10 protein-coding genes are annotated in these 18921 nt (G+C 34.8%); all 10 read left to right on the top strand.

Annotation, left to right across the window (positions count from 1 at the left end; all coding sequences use genetic code 11):
• Positions 1-2 precede the first annotated feature (2 nt).
• The 10 genes from ACTNDN_RS09250 to ACTNDN_RS09295 all read left to right on the top strand — a co-directional run bounded on the left by ACTNDN_RS09250 (position 3) and on the right by ACTNDN_RS09295 (position 18917).
• The gene (locus ACTNDN_RS09250; protein WP_441131136.1) at positions 3-620 is read left to right on the top strand and encodes a DUF1819 family protein; all 618 of its coding nucleotides are present in this window, start codon (positions 3-5) and stop codon (positions 618-620) included.
• An 11-nt stretch (positions 621-631) separates the two neighbouring features.
• On the top strand, positions 632-1198 hold the full coding sequence (locus ACTNDN_RS09255) for a DUF1788 domain-containing protein (RefSeq protein WP_441131137.1): 567 nt from the start codon (positions 632-634) through the stop codon (positions 1196-1198).
• 20 nt (positions 1199-1218) lie between these two features.
• Positions 1219-4803, top strand: a complete 3585-nt coding sequence (gene brxC / locus ACTNDN_RS09260; protein ID WP_441131138.1) for a BREX system P-loop protein BrxC — start codon at positions 1219-1221, stop codon at positions 4801-4803.
• Positions 4804-4817: 14 nt separating this feature from the next.
• On the top strand, positions 4818-8324 hold the full coding sequence (pglX, locus tag ACTNDN_RS09265) for a BREX-1 system adenine-specific DNA-methyltransferase PglX (protein ID WP_441131139.1): 3507 nt from the start codon (positions 4818-4820) through the stop codon (positions 8322-8324).
• A gap of 78 nt (positions 8325-8402) precedes the next feature.
• Entirely contained in the window at positions 8403-10961 is a 2559-nt protein-coding gene (gene pglZ / locus ACTNDN_RS09270; protein ID WP_441131140.1) for a BREX-1 system phosphatase PglZ type A, read from the top strand.
• An 18-nt stretch (positions 10962-10979) separates the two neighbouring features.
• Positions 10980-13037 carry a protease Lon-related BREX system protein BrxL gene (gene brxL, locus ACTNDN_RS09275; protein WP_441131141.1) on the top strand — a complete coding sequence of 686 codons (2058 nt, stop codon included), beginning with the start codon at positions 10980-10982 and terminating at the stop codon, positions 13035-13037.
• 1401 nt (positions 13038-14438) lie between these two features.
• Positions 14439-15185: a helix-turn-helix domain-containing protein gene (locus ACTNDN_RS09280; RefSeq protein WP_441131142.1), complete on the top strand. Its 747-nt coding sequence runs from the start codon at positions 14439-14441 to the stop codon at positions 15183-15185.
• Positions 15186-15279: 94 nt separating this feature from the next.
• A complete protein-coding gene (locus ACTNDN_RS09285; protein ID WP_441131143.1) occupies positions 15280-17148 on the top strand; it encodes a phage/plasmid primase, P4 family in 1869 nt (622 codons plus the stop codon).
• Between the two features lie 148 nt (positions 17149-17296).
• Positions 17297-18190: a hypothetical protein gene (locus tag ACTNDN_RS09290; RefSeq protein ID WP_441131144.1), complete on the top strand. Its 894-nt coding sequence runs from the start codon at positions 17297-17299 to the stop codon at positions 18188-18190.
• Between the two features lie 274 nt (positions 18191-18464).
• The gene (locus ACTNDN_RS09295) at positions 18465-18917 is read left to right on the top strand and encodes a hypothetical protein (protein ID WP_441131145.1); all 453 of its coding nucleotides are present in this window, start codon (positions 18465-18467) and stop codon (positions 18915-18917) included.
• The last annotated feature ends 4 nt before the right edge of the window (positions 18918-18921 follow it).

An 18921-nucleotide genomic window follows, 5' to 3' on the forward strand; every position in this document is an offset into this window, starting at 1 on the left:
TCTTGTCTGAAAGGTTTGATTGCATGACAATGGAATTAGAATATTCTTCAAGTTTGAATGGGGCATCCTTTTTACTTTTTGAGTTAAAGCAGGTAATAAAGTTAAAGCAGCTTGGACTTTCTAAACAGGAAATTAGGCAAAAAGTAAAAGAGGAAAATCTGTTTCAATTTAATAATCAAGGGAGAATCAATAGAGCACTACCTTCCGTTATGAAAAGGGCAGAAGCTATTGACGAAACTCTGGCGGCTTTAATGCTAGAAGGTTCTATTGAAACGGGAAAAATCCTTAACCTGTATGCCATTATGAAGACTGATTTGCTGTTTTTTGAATTCATGGATGAGGTAATAGGGGAAAAGCTACATAATAATGACTACCTAATAGAAAAGAAGGACATTAATCTCTTCTTCGCCTCTAAGGCGGAGCAAAGTGAAAAGGTAGCCAGTTGGAGCGATATTAATATTGAAAAGTTAAAAAGGGCTTTCATGCAAGTATTGTATGAAAGCGGAATGTTAAGAACCAGAAAAGGTAAAGAGTTAGACAGATTAATTATTGATGAACAGATAAAGAATCATCTCACTCGAATTGGTGATGCTCGTTATATACGTGCAATGGGTGAGTAGGGGGTGAATATGTGGCAAATTTGAATGCAAGACTGGATCAGATTATACCGAAAATTAAAGAGGATAAGTTCATAGAGGGACGTGGCCTTGGCAATGAAATTAGCTTTTACGTATTTGACTACGAGCCGCAAGATGAACTTATGGTAAGGGATTATATTAAGCATATTAAGAAAGAGTTTGGTTATGAAGGATCTAACCGGAGAATTATTGAGTTTGATTTATATAAAATGCTGCTAGAAATTACAAAAGATAAAAGGATCTTCGAACGGATTTTTGAAATGGAAGAACGTCAAGGAAAAGATCAATTGTTTAAAGCAATGACGACATTTGCTAAGCCAGAAGTGTTTCTAGGAAAGATTAAAGAACAAATGGGTGATTATAATGTGGTGTTCCTCACTGGAATAGGTAAGGTTTATCCATTCGTTCGTTCACATAATATTTTAAATAACTTACAAGAAGTGTTGGACAATGTACCCGTTATCATGTTTTTCCCTGGAAAATATGATGGGCAATCATTACAATTGTTTGGAAAATTTAAGGATGATAATTATTACCGGGCTTTCCGATTAGTCGATTAAATGGGATAGGGGGAATTTAGATGATTATTAAAGATATGTTTCAAAAAGACATTGAACGTGATATTCGTGGAGTCATTAAAGTAGCTCAACAAGATGAAGATAATATTTATCAGGAATTGGACGAGTATGTCGTTACCCGTGAGTTGCAAAAACATCTTTCTAAGTTTTATGAGAATTATCAAAAAGGGATTAATGGTGTAACAGATAAGATGGGTGTTTGGATTTCTGGATTCTTTGGTTCTGGTAAATCACACTTTCTGAAGATACTAGCCTATTTGCTTGAAAATAAAGAGATCAATGGGAAACAAGCAATTGACTTCTTTCAAGATAAAGTGCAGGATCCACTTGTTTATGCGAATATGCAACGTACTGCCGATGTAGAAACAGAAACTATTCTGTTCAATATTGATTCGAAGGGTTCACTTGACAATAAATCCAAGGAAGACGCTATTTTGAGAGTCTTCATGAAGGTTTTTTATGAGCATCGTGGTTACTACGGAGATATACCTGGTGTGGCTGAAATGGAGAAGTACCTGGATAAACAGGGAGTCTATGAGGCGTTTAAAGCGGAATTTAAGTCATTAGCTGGTGAAGCATGGGAAGAACGTCGTAATAGTTTTTACTTTGATGCGGACTTTGTCATTGGTGCCCTAACGAAAGTAACTGATATGACCGAAGAATCTGCTCGAAATTGGTTTGAAAATGGTGTAAATAATTTCGAAATCAGTATTGAAAAGTTTGCGAAAGACGTAAATGAGTACATCAATAGTAAGGGGAAAAACTTCCACCTTATCTTCCTCGTGGATGAGATCGGCCAATACATCGGTGATAACCGTAGTTTGATGTTGAATTTGCAGACAGTGGCTGAAGACCTTGGAACCCACTGTAAGGGTAAAGTTTGGATAATGGTTACTTCTCAAGAGAGTATTGATAGCATAATCAAAGTCAAAGGTGATGACTTCTCCCGTATTCAAGGGCGATTCGATACAAGACTCTCTCTATCATCCATCTCGGTTGATGAAGTTATCAAAAAACGTATCCTATTAAAAAAAGATTTTGCTAATGACAAATTGAAGGTTCTTTATCCTGAAAAAAGTGCTATTTTAAAGAATCTAATTAGTTTCAGAGAAAGCACAGCGGATTTACGTGGGTTTGACAATGAACAGGAATTTGCAGATGTGTATCCTTTCATGCCTTATCAATTCAAGTTGTTACAAAACGTTTTTGAGCAAGTAAGGAAACATGGCTCTTCTGGTAAGCATTTATCTGAAGGGGAACGCTCCATGTTATCAGCATTTAAAGAAGCTGGTCTTCAATATAAGAATGCTGAAGAAGGTACACTTATACCTTTTTATGCCTTCTATGACACGATAAAGGAATTTTTGAATCCATCCATTTCAAGAGTTATCGAAGGTGCCTATGAAAATCCAGCCCTAAAAGATGATGATTTTAACATTGATCTATTAAAGGTTCTGTTCATGATTAAATATGTGAAAGAACTGCCAGCAAATCTCGATAATATTGCTACTCTAATGGTTACGCATATTGATGAGGATAAATTACAGCTTAAAGAGAAAATTAAAGTTTCTTTGCGTAAGCTAATTTCTCAAACGTTGGTACAGAAAAATGGGGATAATTTTATCTTTTTAACAGATGACGAGCAAGACATTAATAGGGAAATCAAGTCCCTAAATATTGATGAGGACATTGTTAAGCGGGAGTTAGCAAACTATATTTTCCAAGACTTATATGATGAAAAGCGTTTTCGTTACAACAGTGAATACTCATTTACCTACAATCAGAAAATGGATGAAAAAAACTATGGAAATCAGACATCTAATATAGGTATGCAAATTCTTTCTCCATTATCAGACCATTACCAGAAGTCCGAGCAAGAATTAATGATGATGACTTCGGGTAATGGGGAAATGATCATTAAACTTGGTGGTAATGAGGCCTATATCGAGGAAATTGGGGAAGCGTTGCGTATTGAGGAATTCCGTAAGAAAACGAATATTACGCAACTTCCTGAAAACATCCAAAATATCTTGAATAATAAACAAGCGGAAGTTCGTGAACGTCGAAGAAGAGTTCGTGAGCTTTTGGAGGAAGCGATTAAAGACAGTGCTTTCTTTATCAATGGGGATAAAGTAGAAATTAAAGGATCAACTGTTCGTGAGAAAATAAATACTGCTTTTACGATGCTAGTCGATAATGTCTACACAAAACTTAGTTATGTAAAGGAACACTTAGATAATGAAAGGGCCTTAATTTCAATCCTTTCTTCAAACGATGAACAATTGTCATTTGAAGAAACTTTGAAAGTAAATCCTAATGACTTGGCTAAGCGGGAAGTGTCTGATTTTATCGCCTTACAAGACGACTTGAAAAAGCAGGTACGTATTAAGATTTTATTCGACCGTTTCGGAGACAAGCCATATGGTTGGAAAATGCTTGATATATCAGGAATGATTGCACATTTATTAAAAGAACAACGTATCCGGATTCGTTATAATGCAGAATACTTGGAACCAGAAGATAATGTGAATACACTTGTAACGATTTTTACAAAGACACAGGAAGCAGACAAAGCCATTGTGTTGAAGAGGGTAAAGGTTGATGAAAAACTAATTAAAACAGCTAAAAGTATTTGTAAAGATGTGTTCAATAAAACAGATTTGGCTGACGATGAAGATGGGCTATTGAAGGACATTCGCCTACTTGTTGAAAAACAGATAGACGAAATTAAGGGATTTAAAGCCCGTTATGAAGGAAGAAAGTATCCTGGTATGAGTTTGCTCGATAAAGGATTAGAATACTTTGAGCAGTTCCATAATGGCTTAGATAATGTATCTTATTTCAATAAGTTAAAGGAATTAGAAGACGACTTACTTGATTGGGAAGAGGATATTGTCTATGTCAAAAGTTTCTTCGGTACTGATCAGAAGAAAATCTTTGATGATGGATTGGCAGCCATACGAAAATATGATGAAAGTAAATCCTATTTGGTGGGTGCAGAGGTAGAAGGAGTTATTAATAAGCTCCAGTCCATACTTCAGGATCCTTTACCTTACAAAAAGATAAAGGACATTCCTGAGCTTATTCATGCAATGGATGAACAAATTCATAATGTCCTTAATGAGAAGAGAGAAAATGCTCATAAAAAACTTAAAGATGATAGTGATTACTTATCGTTATTGACATCACAATATGGTGTATCCAATGAAACGAAAGAACGTGTAAGTCGTTACTATCAAGAACTTAATGCTAATGTAGATACTTTTAAAGATATTTATAAAGTCGATGCAACAGTTTCTCAAAGCACCAGCTTCAAGGAGAAAATGGAAGGGCATATCGAGCGGGAAATTGCTGAATGGAAACGTAAAAAGGAAGAGGAACAAAGAAAACGTCCTGATGGTGAAGTAGTTGATCCTCCTATATCGCCTGTAGGCCCAACTATTCAAAAGCAACCAGTAAAAGTAACAAAATTAGTCAATGTAAAAACATTAACTACAGAAGATGATGTCGATAAGTACATCAATGCTTTATCTAGTAAGCTAAAGCAGATTATAAAAGAAAATAAACAAATTGAGTTTGTTGAATAATTGGGGTGAAATGGATGAATAAAACTGCACTCAAGACTTTTGCTACGAATGCACGAAGAGAGCTATTGAAAAAGGTCGAAGCAAGAGCAATGAAGATAGGAATTACAGAAGATAACATAAAAAAAGCAGACATTGAAAGCTCAGATGCCATCTTTATAGATGGCAGACAGCTTTCAAAGGAAGAAAAGATTCAAAGAGATAGGTTGATTGATCGCATTGGTCAAATTGGATTCAAGCGAGTAATGGAGGAAGTAGCTTATACTTGGTTTAACCGTTTCACAGCCTTACGTTTTATGGAGGTAAATGACTACCTACCAACGAAGGTAAGGGTACTTTCTTCTACAAATGTAGATAGCAATGAGCCAGACATGATGAAAGAAGCCCTTGAGTTAGATTTAGATTTGGACAAGGAATATATCTATGAGTTGAAAATGAACAATAACTCAGAGGAACTGTTCAAATATCTTATTATCAAGCATTGCAATGACTTAAATCGTTATATGCCATTCATGTTTGAAACGATTGATGATTATACAGAAATCTTGTTTCCAGATGGCCTTCTTTCAACTGATTCCTTTATTAGATTAATGACAAATACAGAGGTAATTCCCGAAGATAACTGGGAAAAGGTTGAAGTCATAGGTTGGCTATATCAATATTATATCGCAGAAGAAAATGAGCGTGTTATACAAGCTAAGAAGCGATATAAAGCTGAGGAAATACCATTTGCTACACAGCTTTTCACACCTGAATGGATTGTGCGGTATATGGTACAAAATACACTAGGACGTTACTGGGTTGAATCACATCCAGAACACCGTGATCTTATAAAGGAATGGGAATTTTATCTTGAAAATCCTAACCAGGTAGTTGATTATGAGGAAGAATTAGCATCCTTTATTAATAGAGAATTAATAGTAGAGGATATTAAATGTTTTGACCCTGCGATGGGGAGCGGACATATTTTGGTTTACATGTTCGATGTTTTGTTTGAGATTTATAGTAAATGTGGATACATGGAACGTGAAATTCCACGTCTGATTATCGAAAATAATCTCTATGGATTGGACATTGATGGACGAGCGTTCCAGTTAGCGAGTTTTTCTCTTATTATGAAGGCATTAGAATATAATAGACGTTTTTTTAGAAGCATTGAACGGGATGGATTGAAAATAAATTTGGGATCCATTCAGGAAACAAATTCAGTTACGGAAGAAGAGTTGGAGTATATTGCAGGAGAATCATCAGGCGAGTCATTTGAAAAAGTGAAAATATTTGTTAATCAGTTCCAAAGTGCAAAGGCAATTGGCTCACTTATAAAACTTGATTCTAATGATATTGACTTTATTGAGGGACGTTTAAATGTAATTGAGCAACAACAGGGCAATCTTTTTGAGGAAAATATGAAAGATCGTATACTTCCCCTATTTAGAATGCTTGTCAAACAAACTTCCATAATGGATATGAGATATGACATTTTTATTTCAAATCCGCCTTATGCTGCTAACAAGTATTTGAATACCGAAGTAACAAACTATTTGACTAAACATTATCCTAATGTGAAATCTGATCTTTTTTCGGCATTTATAGAATATAGTTTTCACTCTACAAAATATAATGGACAAATGGGATTCATGTCCCCATTTGTATGGATGTTCATTTCCTCTTATGAAAAGTTGCGTCAAAACCTCATTAAGAATAGAACTATTAGTAGTTTAATTCAATTAGAATACTCAGGTTTTGATGAGGCAACCGTACCAATTTGTACATTTACTTTAAGAAATTACCCTAGTGAAACTTTAGGAGAATATGTAAGGTTAACTGATTTTAAAGGGGCTAAAAATCAGCCAACAAAAACATTAGAAGCTGTTGAAAATCCATCTGTCCCATACAGGTACACATTTGATCAAGATAATTTTAGTAATATCCCTGGGAGTCCTATTGCGTATTGGATAAGTAATAGTGGGATAAATGCGTTTAAAAATGCACCTAAAATCAAGGACTTTGGACAAACAAGAAAGGGTATGGCTACAGGATTAAACGCAGAATTTGTAAGGGCATGGTTTGAAGTATCATTTAATAGAATAGGAATAGGACTGGACAGGGAGCAAGCCAAAAAATCAGATAAAAAATGGTTCCCCTATGCTAATGGTGGAGAATACAGGAAATGGTATGGTAATTATGTAGATGTAGTAAATTGGCAAAATGATGGATACAGATTAAGGAATGAGAAAAATGAAGAGGGTAGAATAAGGGCAGTTAATCTTAACTTAGATTATATTTTTTCAGAGGGTTTATCTTGGACTTCTATCACGAGTTCGAAGTTTTCAATAAGGCTTTTGCCAAAGGGCTTCTTATTTAGTTCTGCTTCTAATGCCTTATTTGCAAATGAATATAATAAATATTTTTTGGGTTTATTAAATTCAAAAGTACACCAATATCTTTCAAAGATCTTAAATCCTACTTTGAATGCAAATCCTGGAGATATTTCAAAAATTCCGGTGCTTAATGATAATAGGATTAATACTTCTTTAATAGATGAAATATTAGAATTGGTTAAAAGTGAATGGGATTATTATGAAACTTCTTGGGATTTTAGAACACATCCTTTTATAGAATTCAAAGAAGATAAATTAACTATAGAAAATATTTATAAACGATGGGAAAGATACGCAGAAGAACGATTCAATCTTCTCAGGTCAAAAGAAGAGGAATTAAACAAAATTTTTATAGAGACTTATGGTTTCCAAGGGGAAATATCTCCAATAGTTGATGATAATGATATAACTATCCGTAAAGCAGATTTGGAGGAAGACATTAAGAGTTTCATCTCATATGCAATTGGATGTTCATTTGGACGTTACTCTCTTGATGAGGACGGTCTGGTTTATGCTGGTGAAGGGTTTGAACGTACACGATATAAATCATTTCCAGTTGATCAGGACAATATCCTCCCCATCCTTCCAGGAGCATATTTCGGAGATGATATGGTTTCAAAGTTTGTCAACTTTGTTCAGATAACATTCGGTGAAAGTAATCTTAATGACAATTTGGATTATATCGCTAATGCTTTGGGTAGAAGGAAAGGTGAAACAGCAAAAGAAACACTTAGACGTTATTTCTTAAATGATTTCTATAAAGATCATTTAAAGACATACAATAAACGACCTATATATTGGTTATTTACTTCTGGAAAAGAGAAAGCCTTTAATTGCTTAATCTATATGCACCGTTATGATAAGACCACACTTTCCCGCATCCGGACAGATTATTTACATGACTATCAGATTCTTTTAGATGCTGAAAAGAAAGACTTACTTAATATCATTGAAGGTGATTCTACAGCAAAAGAGATAAGTAATGCAAAGAAAGAACTGAAATACCTTGATAAGAAGATTGATGAATTAAAGGAGTACGATGAATTACTCCATCACATGGCAGATATGCAGATTGAAATAGATTTAGATGATGGTGTTAAAGTGAATTATGAAAAATTTAAAGGACTCGTCGCAAAAATTTAAATAAATCCAACGGAGATACATCAGTGTTTTGCTGGTGTATCTTTGCACTATAATGTAAATAGAAAGTAGGTGAAGGAAATGAATATAACTCAAATTGAGGCTGCGTTATCAGATATATTCAATGAGCCATTAAAAGATGGGGAACAACGGAGGATTGTGTTCTGGGTGGATAAAGATAATGAGTTCACTGAGGACATTGAACAGCTTACCGTTGGTAAAGTAAAGGTACATATGCTTACGGACCGTAACCAGTTTCAGACGAAATATTTGCTTGAAGAAGAAGATCCGGAGTCTCCATACTTGATATATACAAATATAGAATTGGGTGTGGAAGACAACTGGTTAGCAGATACAGTTTTTTATTCAAAAACGTTCTATGCAGATCGAGTTTCACTTATTTTAAGTGAGTTGAATATAGACCCATCACTTCGAGCTGTAATCAAAAAGTATGAACGTTTCTTTAATAATAAGGAGCGTTTTAGAAAGTTTTCAGCATTAAATATAGAAACTTATTCAGAGCAAATCATTGAACTTTCAATTATGAGTGTATTATGTAATGTTAGAACACCCGATTTTGAAGAAGTTTTAAAGGTTGTATTAATGGATACTCTGGATGACAATGAGAATAAATATCTTTCCCTTCTGGAGAAGTTTTTTGATATTGAGGTGTTCTGGAATTATGCTTCTAATTACTATGGTTATGAACGGGAGAAGAAGAGTCTAAAAACCTTGTTCATCCATCTAGCAGTAACGGCATTCAGTCAATCGGTTGGAGAAGAAAATCTAAATGAACTTAGAGATTTTATATCCAATCGAAATAAAACAAATGCAGTTGTGTTTATTGACCATTGGATGCACCATAAGACTGACTATGTGGTATTTGATGAATATGCTGCAATGGCTGAGCAGGAAATCCGACTTTCGAATATAATCAATAATTTGCCAGTTGAAGCCTTTAAACAAACGGATACTTTTCCATATCTCGACCGAGCAATCATTATTTACATAGCTAATGGGTTGGTTACACAGCTTGAGGATTATGAAGAATACACGAAACTAATTAAATTGAGAAGAGCAAAGCATTACTATGATAAATTTGCTTCCATATATGAGGCACTTTACTACACTGTGAAAATTCATGAATTTTATAAGGAACATCGCCAAGGTATCCCACAAGGACGGGCTATTGATTTATATCAAGCATATGTAAATGATTATCATTTAATGGATACATATTACCGTAAGTTTTATGTGGCTTATGATGAGGAAAGTAATCATGATCTATTGAAAAAGTTAAAAATGCTAGTAGAAAATCTATATACTAACTGGTATATGGGGGAGTTGAGTTCCCATTGGTCCCAAGTGGTTGAGTCTGAAATGACACAGGACTGGTCATTACCTGGTATCAAAAATCAGCAACACTTTTATTCTTCATTCATCGACTCTAAAGTTAGAAATGGGGAACGAGTTTTTGTTATTGTTTCAGATGCGATGCGTTATGAAATAGGTGTTGAGCTGGCCGATCGTCTTAATACCGAGACAATGGGTGTTTGTGATGTGGAAACATTACTTGGAGTAGTGCCTTCTATTACTAAACTTGGAATGCCATCTCTCCTACCACACAAAGAAATTGACATAGATACAAATGCTAGGGTCTTAGTTGATGGGAAAGATTCTTCTGGTTTGGAAAATCGGAAAAAGATTATTGAATCTAAAGTGGCTGAAAGCATTGCTGTTCATTTTCAAGATGTACTAGCGATGAATAAAGCGGGGAGAAGAGAAACCTTTAAGGGTAAAAAGCTCATATACATCTATCACGATACGATTGATGCAATGGGAGATAAGGCATCAACAGAAGTCTATACATTTAATGCAGTAGAAACCTCATTAAATCAATTGTATGACTTAGTTAAAATTATTCGGGATGATTTAAGCGGCACGAATGTGTATATTACGGCTGATCACGGTTTCTTATACCAAAGGGATGAATTAGAAGAAAGTGATAAGATTGGACAAGATGCAGGTAGTAGTATTGAAGTTAAACGTCGCTATATACTTTCAAAAGAGCAGCGTGAAGTGTCAGGACAATTGGCTATTAATCTGTCATCTGTTATAAAAAATAAACAGCAATTAACAGCGTATTTGCCAAAGGCAACGCTCAGATACAAAATGCAAGGATCAGGTATTAATTTTGTTCATGGTGGTGCAAGTCTGCAAGAGATTGTTGTCCCACTATTAACGTTTAAAAACAAACGTACTGGGCAAAAAGGTGCTAAGGCCATTAAAAAAGTAGATATTAAACTTACGAATACTACTCGTAAGATAACTAATAGCATTTTTAATCTTGAATTTTTCCAAACCGAAAAGGTGGAGGACAAGACAACTCCTCGAACTGTAGTCATCTATATGGCTGATGAGGAAGGAAGCGTAATATCTAACGAGGAAACAATTATAGGAGATCGCCCATTTGATAATCCTGCTGAACGTACTTTCAAAATAAGGTTTGTTTTGAAGAACACTCCTTACGATCGAAATAAAACGTATTACCTGACTATTAGAGATACGGAGACAAGTGTTGTAGTGGAGAAAATACCGTTTAACATCAACTTGGGTATTATCAGTGATTTCGACTTTTAAGAGGGAGGAGGACCGTGAGTGGAAGAAAATATAAATGAAGGATTAACTGTTGATTTAGATAAAAAACTGAATGACGTTTTTGCCGGAAGAGTTGTACGTAAAGATTTAACCAATCTTATTAAAGAGGGAGCAAACGTCCCTATTTACGTACTCGAGTATTTACTCGGAATGTATGCTGCAACTGATGATGAGGACAGTATTCGTGAAGGGCTAGAGCGAGTGAAGAAGATTCTTTCCGAAAATTTCGTTCGTCCTGATGAGGCAGAGAAGATTAAATCACGTATACGGGAATATGGTCAATACTCTGTTATTGATAAGGTAACAGTGGCGTTAAATCCGAAGATTGATACTTACGAAGCCGAGTTCTCCAACCTAGGATTAAAAGGTGTTCCTATTTCATCCATGTATGTGAAAGAGTTTGATAAGCTCCTTGTCGGGGGCATATGGTGCATGGTCAAAATTGATTATTTTTATGACGAAGAGGTACGTAATTCTAATCCTTTTAATGTTAGTAGCTTACAGCCGATTCAAATGCCAAATATGGACATAGATGAGGTATTTGAAGGGAGAAAGAGCTTTACAAAAGACGAATGGATTGATGTATTAATACGCTCTATTGGAATGGAACCTACACAATTAGAAGAGCGGGTGAAGTGGCATTTGTTGCTACGTTTGGTTCCCCTTGTAGAAAACAACTACAATATGTGTGAACTCGGTCCACGTGGTACCGGGAAATCGCATGTCTATAAGGAACTATCACCGAATTCAATTCTCGTTTCGGGTGGACAAACAACGGTAGCAAATCTTTTCTATAATATGTCTACGAGAAAAGTAGGCCTTGTCGGGATGTGGGACTGTGTTACTTTTGACGAGGTAGCTGGTATTCGTTTTAAAGATAAAGACGGCATTCAAATCATGAAGGACTATATGGCATCAGGTTCTTTTGCTAGAGGCAAAGAAGAGAAGAATGCCTCTGCTGCTATGGTATTTGTCGGCAATATCAATCAAAGCGTGGACACATTAATTAAAACATCACACTTGTTTGCACCATTCCCAGAAGAGATGGCAAATGATTCGGCATTCTTTGATCGGATGCACTATTATCTTCCAGGCTGGGAGATTCCAAAGATGCGTCCAGATCTTATTACCGAAAAATATGGCTTTATTGTAGATTACATTGCAGAGTTTTTCCGTGAAATGCGGAAACGGACGTTCAGTGATGCGATTGATCGCTATTTTAAACTTGGAAACAATTTAAACCAACGTGATACAAATGCAATCAGAAAAACGGTTTCTGGTATGTTAAAACTCCTTTATCCTCATGGCGAATTTACTAAGGAAGAAGTTAGCGAGGTATTGGAATACGCTCTTGAAGGTCGCCGTAGGGTTAAAGAACAGTTGAAGAAGATTGGCGGTATGGAGTTCTATGATGTAATGTTCTCTTATATTGATAAGGAAACACTCGAAGAACATTATGTATCAGTTCCAGAGCAAGGTGGAGGCAAATTAATACCAGAAGGTATGGGTAAGCCGGGGCATGTTTATGTTGCTGGACATAGTCATTCTGGCATGATTGGAATCTATAAGCTCGAAAATCAAGTAGTTAGTGGAACAGGTAAATTTGATAAATCTGGTGTTGGTTCCAACCGTGAAGCAAAAGAAAGCCTAGATACAGCTTTTCGTTTCTTTACAGCTAATAGCAAAAGCATTAGTAATACCATTAGCACTAAAACAAAAGACTATCTCATGCACATAAGTGATTTACAAGGTATCGGTTTAACGGATGAACTGGCCGTTGCTGAATTAATTGGCCTTTGCTCAGGTGCATTAGGAAAGCCAACACAGGAAAGTTTGGTCGTTATAGGCAATATGACTGTCGGTGGCACTATTTCCAAAGTGGAGGAATTTGCAAACACTTTACAAGTATGCGTAGATGCAGGTGCTAAAAAAGTATTAATACCTGCAGCATCGGTTATGGACTTGCAAACAGTTCCACCAGATCTACTGGTAAAAGTGCAGCCAGTGTTTTATTCTGATCCAATAGACGCTGTGTTTAAGGCATTAGGAGTTAGCTAAATAGTGTAATTATATAAGAAGGAGTCGGTCAACCCGATTCCTTTTTGTGCATTTACAATCACTTTTAATGAGCATGTCTAATGGATTCTTCTTAGATGGCCCTAAAATGGTTGCATTTTTTGTATATCTAGGCAGCAATTATCAACCTTGGGGAAAAGATTGCCCTTGACGGTAAAAACAAAATTATCTAGTTAACAGGGGCTGTGTAGTAACTGAAAATACTTCATTCAACTGCATTTTGGCTGATACGAGTGAAACGAGTGCATTTTTCTATTTCCCTTTTTAACTCTTTTGAAGGTACTCTTTAAATATTTAATATAAGAGGATAATAGCAATTCTATATCCTACTGCATTGAATGAAGCATTTTATCCTTAATACGAGTAAAACGAGTGGTTCTTATACATTTTGACATTAGTTAAATTTTTAGATGGCATAGGGAGAGAGAATATCATAAATAATAACTTTTTATGTGAAATACCACTCGTTTCACTCGTATGCTGTGATGTTAAAAGGTATTTACTTAAATAGGATAAGCATTTCATATAGTAAAAGATTCACCTTGATGGTAAAAACAATATCATTAAGTTGGGCTGATATTCCCATTAATTGATACGAGTAAAACGAGTGCTTTATTTAATCTTCTATTATACTCTTTTTGAAAAGCTCTTTAAGGAAACCCATTTTGAAGGATGTAACCACAACGTTATTTTTGCATTGAATGAAGTATTTATATCTTTACGAGTAAAACGAGTGGATTTAGTAAAAGTTAAGTAGATTTTTGATAGATAAATAGGAATTTCTATAAAACACCATGAAATTGATTGTATAAAATACCACTCGTTTCACTCGTTTGCCTTGATGCTATATCACATAAACAAGCTATTACTCTTCTAAATAATGAAAAGACCGCTCTTTACGGTAAAAGACAAATATACAAAGTTTAGGTGGCAAATTGAAATATTAAGTGCTTCATTCAACAGGATCATGTAAATCAACAAGTAACGGTGTAGTAATAATTCTTATAAAGATTCTATTAATGTGAATGAAGTATATTGTATTTGTACTCGTTTCACTCGAATACCCATATTAGAAATTTGTATTTTGGAATTAGAAATGGGATAGATTATTAAAAATGTACTCGTCTCACTCGAAAAAAATAGATAATATTAGTTTCTTAGCTAGATATAGCTTTCTGTGAATGAAAATGTAGAGGTAGAACACAATAACATTGACTATAAACAATAGAGTGATGCAATATGTATTGTGAAAGCTATTTAGATTTTCTTTTCATTTCAATTTTGAAATAAAAAATTAAAAATCCATTGACTAAAGGAAATGGTGATGATAGAATTTAATCATAGAGTTGAAAAGCAACATTAGATTTATAGGGAGGTGAGTCCTTGGAAAACGAAACTACATTTGATTTAGGTTCTCTTATGAAAAAAGAAAGAGAGGCTAGGGGTTGGTCTTTTGCAAAATTCTCAGATGAAACAGAGAAGTATGGACATAAGTTAAGTGAATCATACTTATATAGGCTTGAAAGTGGCAAAAAGAAAAATCCAACAACTCAGTCTTTAAAAGTAATAATGCAAACTTTAAACCTATCGTTGGATGAAGTTCTAATATGCCTAGGGATGGATGCTTTCCTGGATAAGGAAAATATACAAACTGTGGAGCTAAATGAATTTATTTTTCCTGAAGATTTGTTTCGGTTCAATGTGGTTAGACAAACGGATAATGGGAAAGAAACCATTACAAATGCCCAAAAAATTTTGCTAAGAGAACTAATTGATGATTGGTATAGTATTACTGAACATGCCGATCCAACACGATTTAATGATACCTTTGAAAAGTATTGTTTACGATTAGGTGAGCTTTTAGAAAAGGAACGGAACCTAATTGAAATAAAAAAAGAAGATTTACAAATGACTTTCAATGTTGAGGTAATGCTCAATAAATATGGCATGAGTAAAAATGATATTCAATCTGAATTAAAGAAGTTAAATATAGTAGCACTTTATAATTCAAAGTCTTCCTCCATCCCATTGAATATAATGGGTGATACATGGATGACGAACAAGGAAGATAATGAAATAGTAATAATTGATAAAATTTCTGAAATAGCAAACTCATATATAACTGATTAATATTTAGCGGGGGAAACACCCGCAAAAATATTACCTTTACATTGCCTAAAGGCAGTAAAGTGCAAAATATTTCAATTCAGAAGGGAAGATCAAGATGGAAGCAATAAAAAACAATTATCTTTACAATGGATTACCAAATGAAATCAGAGGGTTAAAACAATGGGCTTGTTTTAAAGTAATAGTAAAAGGAAAAAGGAAACGAATTGTTGCTTGGGATCCAATAAAGAACCAGGAGATTAAAGGCAATGATTTAAGTAATTTAGTTTCCCTTGAACAGGCAATAAAATTGAGAGGTGAATACAGCGATGGGGTAGACGGAATTGGTTTCGTACCAACCCAAAACGATGCCTATGTTGGAATTATCATTAAAGATGTAGGCGATAAAGATAGGGAGAAGAGCAATCTCCTATCTGATGTTCTGGACTTGTTTCAAGGCTACATTTATGCTGAATTTAATGATGGTATGTTGAATGCTGTCATAAAAACAGATAAAAAGGATGGCTTAATCTCTAAAGATGAAAATTTAGCCTACATTGAGGAAAAAGCAATTATTCCATTACATGGTAATCCTATAAAAAAGCCAAAAACTACTTTGAGTATATCAAAAGGGATTTCATGGTTTAAGCGAATGTACCTAGAAACTAGGAACGAAGAAAAAATGGGTAACAAGGGGAATTCAATTCCAGAATACTACGTTGAAAAAAATGGAGAGCTTAAACTTAAACCCGATAGACTGGCATCAAAAATAATTGAAGATGAAAATTTAGCCTATGCTAATGATACTGTATATCGGAGAGAAAAAGGTGGAGTTTTCAAAATGATGGAGAAAAAAGATAGACAAAAGATGATTAAGGACTACCTCATAAAAGGAGAAGCTAGATATAACCAAATTAAGGAGGTAGATTCTCTGATAGTCCCTGATATTGAAACAGACGAGGGAATCCTAGATACAAATAGGATTAAAGGGAAAATCAACTTTCAGAATGGAGTTTACAATTTAGACGTAGGTACTTTAAGTGAATACCCGGAAACATATCGTACCGCAATACAACTAAATGTGGCGTATAATTCAGAACAAGATTGTCCAAAGTTCAAGAATTTCCTTGAAGAAGTTTTAGAGCCTGAAGACATCCTAACTATTCAGGAGTTAAGTGGTTATCTACTAACTGCTGAAACACAAGCCCAAAAGGCATTTGTGTTAGTGGGGCCTGGACAATCAGGGAAATCTACTTACATTTCAATGATGGAAGAAATTATTGGATTAGATTTGGTAAGTAATGTATCGTTCCAGAATCTATCTGATAAATTTTATCCGGCTGAATTAAAAGGAAAACTTCTAAACACATTCTCCGATTTACCCCAAAAGGATATAGGTGATACAGGAATGTTCAAAAGTTTAGTTGCTGGTGATAGTACGTCAGTAAACAAGAAATATAAAAATCCCTTCACCTTAAACAACACAGCTCGCTTTTTGTTCTCCTGCAATAAAATCCCCGCCAATTATGTTGACACATCCACAGGCTTTTACCGCAGACTGGTATTCATTCCCTTTAACAAACCCGTATCCAACTTAAAAATAAATAGAAATTTGAAAGAAGAATTGCTTGAAGAAAAAGAAGGCATTGTTCAGTGGGCCCTTCTAGGACTGCAAAGGTTGATCAATAATGGCTACAGTTTTACAGAAAGTGCTAACTCTAAAAAACTGATGAAAGAATATATGAAAAGAAATAACAGCACCCTTTGGTTTTGTGATGAGCATTGTGAACTTGATATTGCGTCAAACGTATCGGGAAAAAGGCTTTATGATGAATATAAAAAGGCTTGTTTAGCTGCCAAAGTACGATCTGTTTCCCAACGTGAATTTTATTCACAAGTGGAAAGTCTATTTGAAGACGATGGTGTTTCAAAACATCAGGGATCACAAACAAGGGCTGTTGAGTTTGTTGGAATCAAATTAAAGTAAAAAGATGGAGAGGCGGTGTCCCTTAGTGGGGCAACAACCTCCCAAGCCAAGAATTTAAGTAAGGTAATTGGAGAGATTCATAATATTTCTCTCCTGCTGTTACCTTAGATAACAACTACAAAACAAAGTAAAAAGGAGTAGATCTATAATGACAATTTCAAGAGAATTCCATCCATATCGTTCTGCATTTATCCAAGAAAGAATGATGGCAAAAAATGAGTTAAGTAAAGGTGAAAAGGCCTCAAAATGGCGGAAGACGAAGTACGATGCTTCAACTACTTTTGTGAACCTAAAGAATCATGATGAATTTGAGAGTGCAGCAGTAGAAAATAATGTCTTTTCAATGGTTTTTCCAAATTTAAAAGCTATAAAGGAAGAAACACTTTTTCCTTGTGAAATATTCGATGGAAACGAAGCGTGGATTGGTAAGGATACTACAGGAAAATACAAATACTTCACAGGTCAACCTTATGATGAAGCAGTTGCTTATTCGATTTTTGATTTGCTACTTTGCTTTCCACAAGTACAAGGAAGAGGCTATACACAGCGACGTCAATTTGTAAGAGATGAGCTGATCAATTTACTGAATGTATCTTATGGTGTAGCCGATTGGGAACAAAAGGAGAAGGATAAATATATTGAAAATGAACTGATTCTTGCTCTATTTAAAAACCACGACTTTCAAGTTAAGTATCCCAACCTATTTAAAAAGATAAAGTCCTATGTAGATGTACTTGAAAACATGCTAATTCATGGTCAAAAGTTCATTGACAAAGAGAAAAGAAGTGATAAAAATAACTCTATCTTCTCAATGTATGCAAGTCAAAGTAAAGTATCTTCTGCTAGATTCAGTAGTGCTGTAAAGAGATTTAGGGAGTTAGGATTACTTTCTGCTGAAAAAAGAAAAGTTGCTTTTTTCGATAAGAACACTCAATCAAAATGTCTGACCGAAACAACATTATACTCCTTTCCACTTTACTCGGAATCATACTTCAAGGAAATAGAAGTACGGTTAAAGAGTAGTAGGACACTAAAAAAGTAATGTGCCACCTCACGCTTAAAAAAGTTTCTCCAATTGAACCCTCAAAAAGTTTTTTCCGAAATCAACAAATTCACTGATATTGTTCATTTCTTTGATGTCTAGTTCCGACCATTGGTTTTATCTATTTGCAAGATCGTTCATAACCTATCTTCTGCTGTAGGTTCAAGTGAACAGCAGGACCAAAACAAGGTAGAACCATAATGGGAGATTAAGCATGAAGGAAAAGGAATACGATAAATTAAAATAAAAAACAAGAAAAGGGAGAGAAGTACCTATGAAAAATAATGTAATTCGCTATGTTGAGAACAGATACGATATGTTTGACTTTGATCTTGGGGGTTTGTTATCAATGATATTGGATCAACAATATTATTCAGCTAAACCTATTTGCAAAAGTGCTAGGGTCGATCAAGAAGGGATGTATTATGATGATGAATTCTTTTTGAACAAAGTTGGAGAAATCATTTGTGGAATATTCGCAACAAGTTTTAAGGAATGTGAGGAATTTGATGGAGAAATAACAGTCTACAGAGAGATTTATATCACAACATCAGGAGAATGCTTAGTCCTTTATGCTACTTATGAAAAGACTAATGGTCACATAGATGGTGAAGAACATAGTAGAATTTGTCGTTTCTTTCCAACGGACCAATCCCTATCGGATGAAGAAAAATGGGTAGCCATAAATGAGCTATTGTATAAGCATTATAATGCTAATGAAATTTAGCTTT

Source organism: Niallia sp. HCP3S3_B10 (assembly GCF_052064465.1).
Classification (GTDB): domain Bacteria; phylum Bacillota; class Bacilli; order Bacillales; family Cytobacillaceae; genus Niallia; species Niallia hominis.

What these genes read in the sequence shown, in the direction of transcription:
- brxC (WP_441131138.1), top strand. Translation starts at nt 1,219, where the DNA reads ATGATTATTAAAGATATGTTTCAAAAAGACATTGAACGTGATATTCGT.
- pglX (WP_441131139.1), top strand. Translation starts at nt 4,818, where the DNA reads ATGAATAAAACTGCACTCAAGACTTTTGCTACGAATGCACGAAGAGAG.
- pglZ (WP_441131140.1), top strand. Translation starts at nt 8,403, where the DNA reads ATGAATATAACTCAAATTGAGGCTGCGTTATCAGATATATTCAATGAG.
- ACTNDN_RS09285 (WP_441131143.1), top strand. Translation starts at nt 15,280, where the DNA reads ATGGAAGCAATAAAAAACAATTATCTTTACAATGGATTACCAAATGAA.
- ACTNDN_RS09290 (WP_441131144.1), top strand. Translation starts at nt 17,297, where the DNA reads ATGACAATTTCAAGAGAATTCCATCCATATCGTTCTGCATTTATCCAA.
- ACTNDN_RS09295 (WP_441131145.1), top strand. Translation starts at nt 18,465, where the DNA reads ATGAAAAATAATGTAATTCGCTATGTTGAGAACAGATACGATATGTTT.